Raw genomic sequence first — 12,611 nt, forward strand, 5'->3', positions numbered from 1 at the left:
AGGAAGTCCACGACCATTCATATACTACTTGTCATGCCGAACGGAGTGAGGCATCTGCTTTCTCTTGATAGGACAACAGCAGATTCCTCTCGTCGTCGTCGCCCTTCGGGCGACGACTCGCTCGGAATGACATAGGGTGGTTTCGTTGTTCAATACGATCCCATGCGCCGGGCGAAGTCGAGCGCATTCAAGCGTCCGCCGCCGAGATGATAGCGGACAAAATCCTCGACCGCCGCGGCGATCTCCTCCAGCGTCCCCGCCGGCAAAGGCGGAGCACTTGCCTCTAATATCGGCGCTTCCTGACGGGATCGCAACTCGGCCAGTGCCGCCGACGAGAGACGGTGCGGGTGCGCCTGGTCGGGCCGCTTCGGACGGCAGTCGCGGCAGATGATCTTTCCGGCGGCGGCATCGAAGATGACCGGTTGATCGTCGCGCGGAGCCCGTCCACAGGAATCACACCCGGCGAACTCCGGACGGAATCCCAGTGTTCCTGCAGCCGCCAACAGAAAGCTCCAGAATTGCCGGGCCAACTGGTCCTCTGGGATGTGCGCCAGCGATTCCAGAGCGGCGCGGGCCAGAGGGTAGAGTGCCGGTTCCGATTCTTCGTATGTATGGCGATACAGGAATTCCGCGACGGCGAAGCCGTATCCGGCCCGGGCGACCGAGGCGGTCAAGGGGAACCACGGGATGACCGCCCGGCAGGACGACAGCAGGTGCAACTGTTCGCGACTCTTCTTGTAGATCACGCACTCGGCGATCGACAGCGGTTCGAGATGTCCCCAGAACTGCGATTTGGGGCGGAAGGCCCCCTTGGCGACGACGGAGATGCGTCCCCAGTCGCGGGTGTACAGGACGGCGATCTTGGAGGTTTCGGAGAACTTCTGCACCGACAGGCAGATCGCCTCGGTGACTTCAGGGGGTGGCATCGCCTTTGGGCGGAGCGGGACGCACAGGACGCGTCGTCAGCTCGTAGATCGTTTCATCGGGACGCGACAGGCGGTACTCGGTGCGCGCGATCATCTCGATGTACGTGGTGTCGGATTCGAGCAGACGGTGGCGCGTATCCAGGTCGACCAGTTCTGCGGACAGGGACAGTTCCTGGGCGGCCAGTTCCTGACGCAATCGCAACAGGGACAAGAGCCGCCAGGCGCCGCGATCGCCGATGACGAACAAGTAGAGCAATACGATTCCGCCGGTTACCCACAGCGCCTTGCGGGCGCGCGGCGGGAGTCCCGCTCGGCGCGGCATGGCGCGCAACGAGAACTCGCTGATGGTCACCAGCGCCGGTGACCGGCGTTTCTTGCGGCGGCGGAAGAGACCCATCAATATCTCGAATTCTCAGGCTTACGGCTGCCGGAAGGCGCCGCGCCCGAGGTAGACCGCGCGATTCCCCAGCGCCGCTTCGATCCGCAACAGTTGGTTGTACTTCGCCACCCGGTCGGTTCGGCAGGCCGAGCCGGTCTTGATCTGGGCGGCGCCGGTGGCGACCACCAGATCAGCGATCGTCGTGTCCTCGGTCTCGCCGGAACGATGCGAAACCATCGCGGCATACCCGGCGCGCGAGGCCATCCCCATGGTGTCCAACGTCTCGGTCAGGGTGCCGATCTGGTTCAACTTGATCAGGATCGCATTGGCGACGCCGGATTCGATCCCTTTGCGCAGCCGCTGCGGATTGGTCACGAAGATGTCGTCGCCGACCAACTGCACCTCCTCGCCGAGACGTTCGGTCAACAGCCGCCAACCGTCCCAGTCGTCCTCGGCGAGGCCGTCCTCGAGCGAGACGATCGGGTAGCGCGAGACCCAATCGGCCCAGAAGTCGACCATCTGTGCCGATGTCAGCGACCGATTCTCGGATCTTAACTCGTAGTGCCCGCTCTTCTTGTTGTAGAACTCGCTGGCGGCGGGATCGAGCGCGAAGACGATCTCTTCACCGGGGTTGTAACCCGCCTGCTCGACCGCCTCCATCAGGACCGTCAGCGCTTCCTCGTTCGATTTCAGATCGGGGGCGAAACCGCCCTCGTCTCCGACGGCGGTGGAGTATCGCTTCGCATTCAGCACCCGCTTGAGTGAATGAAAGACCTCGACAGCAGCCCGCAACGCCTCGGAGTAACGGTCGAACCCGATCGGAACCAGCATGAACTCCTGAAAATCGACATTATTGTCAGCGTGCTTGCCGCCATTGAGGACATTCATGAATGGGACCGGGAGGATCTTGGCATTCGGGCCACCGAGATAAGTGTACAGCGGCAGACCTGAGGATTCGGCGGCGGCCTTGGCCACCGCCAACGACACGCCGAGAATCGCATTGGCGCCGAGCTTGGATTTGTCCTTGGTGCCGTCGAGTTCGATCAGAAATGCATCGACGTCGGCCTGATCGAGCGCCTCCATCCCCGTCTCGGTCAACTCGGGGGCGATCGTCTCATTGACCGCCGCCACCGCCTTGAGCACGCCCTTGCCGCCATAGCGTTCGGGATCGCCATCACGCAATTCGAGCGCCTCGTGCGCACCGGTCGATGCGCCCGAGGGTACTGCGGCCCGTCCGAGCGACCCATCTTCGAGACCGACTTCCACCTCGACCGTAGGATTGCCCCGGCTGTCGAGGATCTCGCGCGCGACACACAGGTCGATTTCCGGCATGGCACCCCCTTCAGATCTGGCAGGCGACCCCGCGATGCGCTTGGACCTCGCGGGGGCAGGCAAGAAGCGACGGACCCGTTGGGTCGTCAACGGTTTTTCAGGACGCGGAGATACAATGTAACCACATTCGCTCTGTCGGGCGGACAATCTCTCTGCGAGGCGGGGTCGGTGCCATGCACCCACCGTCAAGGGGCTGAAGCCCCTTGTCCGCGCAGTCTGGTGTTGTAGGGCGGGCTCCGCCCGCCTTCTCCGAATCGTACCCCTCATGGCGGGCAGAGCCCGCCCTACAAGAGTTGTCGGCGGCGGCGGATGAACCACTCAATCGAAAGGGCGGCGATGAAGATCGACAGCACGAGCCAGTGGTTCCCCAGGGGAATCTCGTAGGATCTCTCTTGGACGATCGGTGTCCAATCGAGCGAATCGAGCACGGTGGGCGCTTCGGATTCGGAGTAGTATCTTCCGCCCGACTCGCGCGCCATCGCCCGCAAAAGGCGTTCATCGAGGGCCGAGAACTCCTGCTCCAAGCCATACGGCTCGACCCGGAACATTCCACCGGTCAGCGAAAGGTTTGTCCCCTCGACCTGCGCGGTGCCGTCAAAGCGGTAGTTCCCCGGCGGCAGAGCTGAGAGTCGACCGACAAAGCGATCGCCACTGCCGGGATTGAGATAGACCTTCACCGTATCACCGAACGGCGTGCCGCCTGCGGTATCGTGCCAGACTCGCGCGGTGACTTCGGCACGATCGAGAAAGCGGTACGCTTCGTCGAAGACCAATCCCTCCAGTTCGATCGGTTCGCCGGCATGATAGACCGGCAGGTCGGTGCGCACCGCCAGACGGTCGGCATCATCGGCCAGCGTCAGCCAGCGGAGGGCGCTGCTCCAGAAGGCATCATACTCCTGGGGTGCCAGCCCTTCGGCCGCCCGCTGCGGAACCCAGCGCCACATCGGGGAGCCGGCCAGCGTCAGACTGCGCGCGCGCCGAATGGGACGTGTCCAAAGGACCGGTACATCGCGTCCACTGGCCGGACTCACGACCGTGCGAACCAGCACATCGCAGTCCCGCGGGAGCGTGTCAAAGACCAGCAAACCGGTCCACGGGGGTCTTTGGGTCCACAATTGGCGTGTCCCTTCCCAATCGAGTGCGGGGTCGAGACGAACCAGCGGGTGGCTCTGCCGGGTTGCGACCGGCTCGGAGAGGAACTCACCATGCGCCTTTCCCAGCGGGACGCGGCAGAATTCGAACGGGTGCGGTGGGGGTGACGCGGCCGGATCGACGAAGTGGTCATTGAGGAAGAAGACGATACCCTTTCCCGATTGGGACATGGCGGGAATTTGCGGTGCCCAGTACGACTGCAGTTCATCCCGACTGGGGTGCAGGAAGATCGCCACATCGATCCCCGCCCAGTCGGCAGAAGGAGGGAAGGGCTGTCCGGTCACGGGTCGCCCGACCGTGTGCTCCACCAGCTCGACCCGTGCCTGCTTGGCGAGCCAGCGGCGCAGCGTCGCGTATTCCCAATCCAACTCAAAAGCGACGAGGAGTACTTTGAGACGCCCCTTCATCGCCCGCACCAGGATGGTGCGTCCCGCGGCCGGCACGGCCTGCCCATCGGCGCCAATGACGTCGGCGTGCACATCATGCAGTCCCGGCGCTTCGAATTGTCCCTTGAGCGCAATCGGAATCCGCTGTCCGGTACCCGGCAGCGCGACTATCTGCTGCGCCAGCGTGACTCCGGCTGAAGTCAGACGAATGGTGGCTGTGCCGCCAGCACCGCCTGAGCCATCTTGAATCTGCACGGTGACATCAAAGGGCCGTCCGGTGAAGACGAGATCCGGGGCCTGCAACTCGGCGATGCGGGCCTGTCCGGCACCGGGCCGGCCGAACCCGACCGTGATCACCGGGACGCCCAGTGCCGCCGCCGCAGGCGACGGGTCAATACCGCGGTTGTTGGCCCCATCCGACAAGACCATCACCGCCCGCGCCGATTCCGATCCACTGGTCCGGTCCCGCACGGCCGCCAGCACATCGCCGATCGCGGTCGCTGTGCCCAACGAGTCCGGCAGCCTGTCCTCTGGCTCCCACAAGCGGCTATCGAAGGGCAAAATCGAGACACTTGCCCGATCACCCAGTTGCGTCTCGACTCCGGACCGGATGTATTCGGCCGCGCGGCCGTAGCGAGATGTCGCGCCGCCGTCCGTCTGGCGCATGCTGGCGGAACGATCCCATAGGACCAGCAATCGTCCCGGCTGGGTGTCGTTGCGAATCGCTGACCAGAGAACTTCGGCCAGGGCGAGAAAGAGCGCCAGCGCCGCGATCACGCGCAGGGCGACCAGCGGCCCCCGGATCGGCCAACGCAGCGGCGGGATCGTACGGCGATAGTACAAGAAGATCGCGACCAGCGCGAGCACAAGGACAGCGACGGCGACGAACCAATGCGGTGACGTCAGGTGCAGCATGGCGATGTCAAACAGCATACGTGTCCCGCCCGATTTTGAGACGGTCAGGCACGGCGTCGATTGTACACTCGAAACGGCATCGCGAGCGGAACTTCGTCGGAAATCGCCGGACAGTCACGGAACCCGTTGCCGGGATGGAGAAGGAGTGACACACGCGGGACGCCGACACAGAGCCTTAGGACCGGCGGCTGACGGAGTGGTTGACCAGGGATTCGAGCGCCCGCTTGTACGGCGAGTCCGGGATGTCGCCGATCAGCGCCAAAGCCTGGCTGCGGAAGTCGTCGGCGCGCCTTTGCGCATAGTCGAAGCCGCCCCGTTCGCGGACGAACGTGGACACGGCACCGAGATTGGCCCCGTTGTCCGTCGACAGAAGCTGGGCGAGACGGCGCCGCTCGTTGTCATCCGCCTGCCGCAGGGCGAAGATCAAAGGTAGTGTGATCTTGCCCGCCTTGAGGTCGTTGCCCGGCAACTTGCCCGTTTGCGCCTGATCGCCCACGAAATCCAGCAGATCGTCGGCAATCTGAAACCCCAAGCCGACCAACTCGCCGAAGGCCCGGAACCGTTCCCCCGAAGCGCCGTTGCCTCGTGCCAGGGCGCCGGCTTCGCAGGCGGCGGCAAAGAGCGAGGCCGTCTTGTCGCCGATGATGCGCATATACTCCTGTTCGGTGACGGCGAGATTGTGGGTCTCCTGCAATTGGAGAAGCTCCCCGACGGCCACGCGCTCGGAGGCGACCGAAATCGTCCGCAAAACCCGCGGATCGCCGCAGTCGACCATCACGCGAAAGGCCCGCGCGAACAAATGATCGCCCATGAGGACAGCGGCGAGGTTGCCCCAGATCCGATTGGCCGCCGGTCGGCCGCGGCGCTGGTCGGCGCCGTCGTTGACGTCATCATGCAGCAGCGTGGCCGTGTGAATCAACTCGATGGCGACCGCGCCGTCCACCCTGGCCGGATGATCGGCCCCATGGACATAGGCGGAGAGGAGATACATCGCCGGACGGATGCGTTTGCCGGGCGAGGCCAGGACATGGGACGACATCGCCCCGATGATCCCGGCGTGCGCGCCCAACTCGCGCGCAAATGCCCCCTCGAACTCATTCAGTCCGTCGGCGATCAGTGACAACGTCTCTTTCAGGCCCTGATCCATCGCTCCAAGTCCAGACCAGCATTTAACTTGCCCGTGCAATTGGAGTCAACCAAAAAAGCCGATGGTGGCCAGAGTCTGGGTTGTTTGAAACCCCGACAGGCTGCCGCCGCCGGCGGTGAGCGAAAAGCGCACACGCAAAGTCAGGGGACAGACTCCTTCAGCACTCTCCACGGCGGACCGGCCGTTACCGACCGCCGCACGCGCTTATCGCCGCGGGTCCGCTTGAGTAGCATCAGAAGCGGCGTAACCTGAGATGGAATCGGCTGGTGGGGAGGGATTGAGGTAAGCGCGCGACACGCACACCGGCTCGCGCTCGACCAACTTGGACCCGCCGACTCCGAGGGCGATTCCGAAGACAATGAGGGCTGCCGCCCGCAGAAGCGGATACAGGGCCAGGCGTCTTGGACTCGGGCTCCACGCCATCGCGTCCTGCCACTGGGGCCGGACGCTCCCGATAGTGCACAGATCCCTCCTGATCCTCTCCAGTCGCGCACGACAGTCGGCGCAGGCTGCCAGGTGTGCTTCGATCACACTCGCCGCATCGGGGCGCAAGACCTCCAACGCGTGTGCCAAGAGCTCGTCTTCATCAACGTGGTTCATTCCAAAATCCCCTTCTGTCTCAGCATTTGACGGCAGGACTTGACAGCGTAGAAGATCCGCGACTTCACCGTTCCGAGCGGAGCCCGCACGAGTTCGGCGATCTCTTCATAGCTGTGGCTCCCGTAGAATCGCAGGACCAAGACATCGCGATGTTCCGCACTCAGCGCGCGAATCACTTCGACCACGAGACGATCACGTTCATCGGCCAGGATCCGCTCCAGCGCGTTCTGTCGATGGTCCTGTGGATCCTGCCCGTCGAGCTTCACGTTTCGCCTCGACCTCTCGGTCTCCTTCACCGCCAGCCGATAGGCGATGGTGCCGAGGTACCCTCCCACCGTCCCCTGGTGGTGGCCGATATCAGCTCGCAATGCCCGGATGAATGTCTCCTGCACCACGTCGTCTGCGGCCGCGTCCGATCCGGTGATGAGAAGCGCCAGCGCGCCGAGGCGTGCCCGGTGCTCTTTTATCAGAACACGCCATGCACGATCGTCTCCACGACGGGCCCGGTGGAAGTACTCCCATCCTGGAGTCAGCGATGAATGCTCGGATTCCGGCACGATATGCCTTGTTCCCTACACCATGCCTCGACTTCCTCAATCTCAGAACAGCAGGAGCCGCACCATGCCCTCGCCGTCTCGCCCCGACGCTCATCAGTCAGGAGCTTCTCCACGTGCTCCACGTACCAGTGGAAGAGCCCGCTGCGCAAGCTCGGCGCGTGCTCTTTCAGTGGCATCAAGTTCGCCACGGCGGCGCCCGCGTAGTTGGAGACCAGCATTCGCCCGGCATCGGTTTCGGGTGCATGGCGCAGCCGCCAGCCGTCCAGTCCCCCGGTTCGAAAGGCGCCGATCCACCGGCCATATACGGTCTGGAGTTGTTCGCCGTAGGGGATACGGGGTACGGTCACAAGGGTCGCCAGGCCCAGGTCCCTTCCGTTGGCGACAACCTCTTTCAGCCGGTCGGTGGCATGGACAGTTCTCGACACGAAGACGGGGCGTCCGGCACGCTCCGCGGAGGCGATGATCCGGAGGATCAGCGTATCGCCGAATGGTCCTCCCGGCGACGGCTGCATCTTCTTGTTCTTCATTCTCTCGAGAATCGCGCTTCGCAGGTTGTCCAACTCTTTCTCGTCGATGAACCGCGGCAAACCCTGTTCGATCATTCGCATCGGATACCACGAGGTGTTCAGCAGGCTGCGGTTGACAATGCTGACATCCGGACGTACGTGCAGGAGGCGCGTGAGAATCCAACCGGGGTAGGTGTCATTGTCACCGTTGGTGATGAGAATCGCGTTTTCCTCCAAGCTGATCAGTAGGTTGTAGTTATAGTCCATCACCTCATCGGCGATGATCCCGCTCTCCAACAGACGACGTAGCGCCAAATCCAGACGCTCCGCGTCGCGGGAGTCCATGTAGTGAGTGACCAGCGGAAACCATGGGTCAACAAAACCCGGCTCGATGGCGACGGCGCGTTCCAGATACTCCCGACCGGCCGTGTCATCATGCGCCCCAAGACGTTCACAGGCCTTCAGGTAGAGCAGAGTGGGATTGGCAGGGTATTTCTCCAGGCCCGCGGCCAGGAGCTGCGAGTAATTTCCATCCCCTGCGTAGCGCGCGGCATACATCCAGTTGGCGTAGGCGTATTCGGAGGGAAAGGCATCGTAGTAGTCCTTCCACAACGTTGCCAGCTTCGCGTACGTGGCGTCGTCATAGACGACCTGTCGCTTGCTTCTGATTTCCTCCGGTCGCACGATCTCTCTGGCCGCTGAGTCCTTCGGCGCCAGGACACCGAGCAGCATCACCAGCGCTGTGCCCACCGCCGCGAGATTCTTCCGCATCATGAGATTGTCTCCTTTCCCAATCATACAATCCCTGACAGAGCGAGAAGTTCAACGAAAAAGGGAGCCCTGGCTTACGAGAAGGAGCGTGGGGATTTCAAGCGCAGTGTTCTCATGTGGCGCGCCGCGGTGGGGGGAGCGAGTTTGGCGAGGTCAACAGGCGATTCGCGCAGTGTGTAGCGGTGAATGGGAGGTGGACGAATCGCCTGAGCCCTGCCTCGGCGAGCCGGGCTGCCTGTCACCAGATCTGTGTGAGGCCGGTCTTACTCCGTCCTGCAGCGGTTCGGAAGAACGCCGCAGGCAACTCGACACCCGTCGGATGTGCAAGCAGTCCGAGAGAGCGGCCAGAACACTGACGGTTGACGAACAATGACTCAATCAGGATGAACTTGATTGGTGGAGGCGGGGGGAATCGAACCCCGTTTTGCGATACGGGACATGGGGTTAAGTGGTACTGTGGCCAAATCGTGACCACATTCTGCACCCGTCTGGCCGACGCTGTGGGTGTGTCTATAGCAGCTCAGGATGATGCGTCTTCAGCCAGTCCTTAAGCAACTTCGCGAGTTCACGCGCGAGCCTCAGCACCTCGGCGACCTCGGTCTCCGAAACCGTACCGGCTGCATCATAGCTGACGATGCTCCGCTTCTTCCGAAATGCGTGGAGGGTGGGGATCAACCCGGCAGGTGGCTTCATAGTGAATCTCCAGGACTCGATTGTGCGGTAGTGATGGCCGTCGCCTTCAGGTGCGCGGTATCCGCTGGCGCGCAGGGCGACCGTGGCACAGCCGAGACAGGCGTTGTATGCAATGGCCAGCCGCCAGTCGGCGGAAATCTCGGACTTCCCGGCTTCCGCAATGTCGCGATCGACTTTCTCCAGGAGCGCTTTCACCTCGGCGGCGCTGGTCGTGTGGGCTTTCAGCCAGCCGCTATTCAGCCAGTCGGCCAAGCTCATCTGGACCTCCGATGAGGAAGATCTTGTCTGAAGCCAGCACGCTGAGAACGAAGTGGTTCTTCTGTTGAATCTTCCCGACAAACTCCTTTTGCGAGAACACCGATGGATTGACTGATCTGCCCAACACTTGCTCAGTCTTCTCCAATGCAGAGGCCAGGTCGCGCAGCTTCACACCGCCAATGACCATAACGTCAACATCGCTGCGTCCTGTCTGGGTCTCTGAGGCGATCGACCCGTAGACAAACGCGATCTTGATCTTGCGCGATTGCGGACGTAAGGCGGCCCGGAGGGTGTCGGCGATGCCAAAGGTCTTCACAACGATCGCACGAAGCTCTGGGAAGATGGGGCAATCGCGTTCGGCCGAGTAATAGCGTTGACGGCCGACGAGTTCCGATTTGAGAACCCCGGCCTGCGTGAGCGCAGCCAGCTCGCGCTGTACGGTGCCAGGCGATCCTCGGACAAGCCGGGCGATTTCGCGAAAATACAGGCGGCGGTCAGGGGTGGACAGAAAGGTCGTGAGCAGTTGCCTGCGGATCTTGGAGAAGAGGATCTCACCTGCCGTTCGCTTCGGTCTTTGCGATGGACTCGTTGATCTCATCTTGAGATCAATTGATCTCAATTTGAGTACGACTGTCAAGCCAATTCGTGGAAGAGAATTGACTAGGCCACGGGTTACCCGTGCCCATGTAGTGTGGCCAGATTGTGACCAGGATTATTCCGCGTTATCCGATGCGGTTGAACGATATAGCAGGGCGACCGGGGGGACAAGACCCCCGTCCGTCTCGTAACATATTGACGCGCAACGAAGTGAACTGGTGGAGGCGGGGGGAATCGGACCCCCGTTTTGCGATACGGGACATGGGGTTAAGTGGTACTGTGGCCAAATCGCGACCGGATGCAATACAGGACATGGTGCCAAATGGGCACTCCGCCCGAATCGTGATCACTTCCTGCGCTGTTTGTCAGCGGCCACGAACCTACCGAAACCACCGCACACCGCCGTCTGCCCCATCGCCTTGGACCCGTCCGCAATGGGGACAACGAGTCCATGAATCCACTCGCTTCCCCGCCACAACATACCGCCCACCACATGACTGGCAGACAGACTCAAGACCTCGTTGAGGAGATGGCTCGTTCTCCCTTGGGCGCGCGTCTATCCGTCCATCCGTAGTGTCCTGAGACAAGTCGGAGTTCTGGTCGATGGGATAGCAGCCACAGATTCTGACCACCACTCGCAACGCGTCCTTCAACGGCAGTTGAAAGAACTCACTCCTCTCAACGCGGTACTCCGACAGTTCCTCGTGGATCCTCCGTTCCGCAGAATGGTGATCGCTGACCAATTCCTCGTAGACAACCTCAAAGCGGCCGGGCACGCCGGTCGGCTCCGATAGTTCACTGGCCCGCTCCTCAGGAGGATGGCTGGTCTTGCCTATCTTGTACAGGTCCGGGGAATGACGCGGGTTTCTCAGCACGTAGATGTAGCCTGCCGTCCCGGAGTCAGGTGGGTGTTTCGCATCAACGGGATAGAGTCGGTCGAACCAATCAAGTACGTTGTGGCCGCAAGCCGGGCACAGCTCACAACGTGCCGTCAGCCGTGCGCCGCAACCAGGGCAAAATGTGTGGGGTTGGTCTATGTGGTCTTCCTCAACCACTGCGGGATTGCCAAGGGCTCAGGACCAGAAGTGTCGTTTTGCGAACGCGTGGCCGGAGCCGGATTTCAAGTATCGCTCGAATGCTACCGCGCACGAATCGGCCCTGAACCGGATGGCGACTTCGACTTCCCAAGGCACATTCTTGGACGTGTGCACGGACTTGCCGGTGTTGTGCTCGTTCAGACGGCGGTTCAGGTCGTCGGTAATACCGATGCAGGTCTCTGTCGGGTTGGAGAGACTACGGAGGAGATAGACGTACTTCACTGATGCGACTCCAGTGGATGGTATCCGCCCTGCTTCGCAAGCATCGCCTCAGGCGCCGTTTGCTTTGCAGGGCATTCTGCATAGCGAGGCGCGAGGCGCCTCGCGGCGCAGAATGGAGGCGGGGGGAATCGAACCCCCGTCCGAAAGTGCCTACAAGAGGCCGTCTACCCGCGTAGTCGGTCGTTTGTATCTCGCCCCGTCAGGCGCCGAGCGACAGGCTCCCGGCAGAGCCATCCCGGTTTAGCTTCGCCGGATGCTCCCGGGAGCGGCGTCCAGCTATCCCTCCTTATCGTCGAGCGGTCAGGCGCCGAGGGCGGGCCCCTGAGCCGTCGGGCTACCTGAGATTAGGCAGCCAGCGCATACGAATAGTCGTCTGCGTTTCGTTGTGTCCCAATGGTTTAACGAGGATCTTGGGGACCTCGGCGGGCAAACCTCCCTTCGGCGACTCCGTCGAAACCAGTCGCCCCCATGACGTTTACATACGTCCATGCCGACTACGGGTTACAGGGGGGTGCTGTTTGCCTTAGGGGGGTGCAGGAATCGTCGGGAATCGTCGGAAATCGTGGCGGAAATCCGCCGCGTCGCGGGTGGCCCTTGACCCTTACGTTTGTTGGATTCCGGGCGGCAAATACCGCTTGACAACGGGCAACTTAGCCTTATTGTATTAATCGGGTTAGATGGCCCGGAACGACGCCAAGGACCATTGAGACAACAGGGTTGACCTCGGTCGAGACCGCGTTTTTTCGGAACCAGCTTACTCCCATTTACTTGCCCCTTCGTCCGGGTCCTCTCCCCGGACCGCGTGTCGGCAGGCACTGATTGGACCATACGGGGAAGACTGTCGCCCCGATAGCGCATCGTCAATCGCGATATCCGGATTGTGCAGGTGAGTACGTTTTCTGAGAGATTTGGCAGAACGTCTACCATTCGCTAACGATCAAACATCAAGCCCACGGCTTGGGGCAAGGGAGGTGGTTGCGCACAACAGACTCTTGGGTTGGATCGGCAAGTCAGTTCGACCTGGTGGTCGTTCACCGATTTCGATCGGTGGCCGATACAACAGGAGAAGTGAA

At 61.9% G+C, this 12,611-nt stretch carries 11 protein-coding genes and 1 other RNA gene; all 12 read right to left on the reverse strand.

Going from position 1 to position 12,611, the window contains the following annotated elements; genetic code table 11:
- Window positions 1-149: 149 nt before the first annotated feature.
- The 12 genes from recO to ssrA all read right to left on the reverse strand — a co-directional run bounded on the left by recO (window position 150) and on the right by ssrA (window position 12,006).
- The gene (gene recO, locus AB1792_06735; protein MEW5701907.1) at window positions 150-926 is read right to left on the reverse strand and encodes a DNA repair protein RecO; all 777 of its coding nucleotides are present in this window, start codon (window positions 924-926) and stop codon (window positions 150-152) included.
- A complete protein-coding gene (locus AB1792_06740) occupies window positions 913-1,323 on the reverse strand; it encodes a septum formation initiator family protein (protein MEW5701908.1) in 411 nt (136 codons plus the stop codon). Before AB1792_06740 ends, recO begins: the two co-directional genes overlap by 14 nt.
- Before the next feature lie 21 nt (window positions 1,324-1,344).
- Window positions 1,345-2,637, reverse strand: a complete 1,293-nt coding sequence (gene eno, locus AB1792_06745) for a phosphopyruvate hydratase (protein ID MEW5701909.1) — start codon at window positions 2,635-2,637, stop codon at window positions 1,345-1,347.
- A 284-nt stretch (window positions 2,638-2,921) separates the two neighbouring features.
- The gene (locus AB1792_06750) at window positions 2,922-5,108 is read right to left on the reverse strand and encodes a hypothetical protein (GenBank protein MEW5701910.1); all 2,187 of its coding nucleotides are present in this window, start codon (window positions 5,106-5,108) and stop codon (window positions 2,922-2,924) included.
- Between the two features lie 157 nt (window positions 5,109-5,265).
- Window positions 5,266-6,237 (reverse strand): polyprenyl synthetase family protein, encoded by a 972-nt coding sequence (locus AB1792_06755; GenBank protein MEW5701911.1) that lies wholly within the window; start codon window positions 6,235-6,237, stop codon window positions 5,266-5,268.
- A gap of 596 nt (window positions 6,238-6,833) precedes the next feature.
- Window positions 6,834-7,394, reverse strand: coding sequence for an RNA polymerase sigma factor (locus AB1792_06760; GenBank protein ID MEW5701912.1), 561 nt, complete (start codon window positions 7,392-7,394; stop codon window positions 6,834-6,836).
- Window positions 7,367-8,674, reverse strand: coding sequence for a hypothetical protein (locus AB1792_06765; GenBank protein ID MEW5701913.1), 1,308 nt, complete (start codon window positions 8,672-8,674; stop codon window positions 7,367-7,369). Before AB1792_06765 ends, AB1792_06760 begins: the two co-directional genes overlap by 28 nt.
- 507 nt (window positions 8,675-9,181) lie before the next feature.
- Window positions 9,182-9,622 carry a hypothetical protein gene (locus tag AB1792_06770; protein ID MEW5701914.1) on the reverse strand — a complete coding sequence of 147 codons (441 nt, stop codon included), beginning with the start codon at window positions 9,620-9,622 and terminating at the stop codon, window positions 9,182-9,184.
- Complete coding sequence (locus AB1792_06775; GenBank protein MEW5701915.1) at window positions 9,597-10,220, reverse strand: nucleotidyltransferase domain-containing protein; 624 nt, start codon at window positions 10,218-10,220, stop codon at window positions 9,597-9,599. Before AB1792_06775 ends, AB1792_06770 begins: the two co-directional genes overlap by 26 nt.
- A gap of 379 nt (window positions 10,221-10,599) precedes the next feature.
- The gene (locus AB1792_06780; GenBank protein MEW5701916.1) at window positions 10,600-11,274 is read right to left on the reverse strand and encodes a GIY-YIG nuclease family protein; all 675 of its coding nucleotides are present in this window, start codon (window positions 11,272-11,274) and stop codon (window positions 10,600-10,602) included.
- Window positions 11,275-11,292: 18 nt separating this feature from the next.
- Window positions 11,293-11,538: a GIY-YIG nuclease family protein gene (locus AB1792_06785; GenBank protein ID MEW5701917.1), complete on the reverse strand. Its 246-nt coding sequence runs from the start codon at window positions 11,536-11,538 to the stop codon at window positions 11,293-11,295.
- 110 nt (window positions 11,539-11,648) lie between these two features.
- Window positions 11,649-12,006: a transfer-messenger RNA gene (gene ssrA, locus AB1792_06790) on the reverse strand.
- Window positions 12,007-12,611 lie beyond the last annotated feature (605 nt).

This window comes from Candidatus Zixiibacteriota bacterium (assembly GCA_040752595.1).
Lineage (GTDB): Bacteria > Zixibacteria > MSB-5A5 > WJJR01 > WJJR01 > JACQFV01.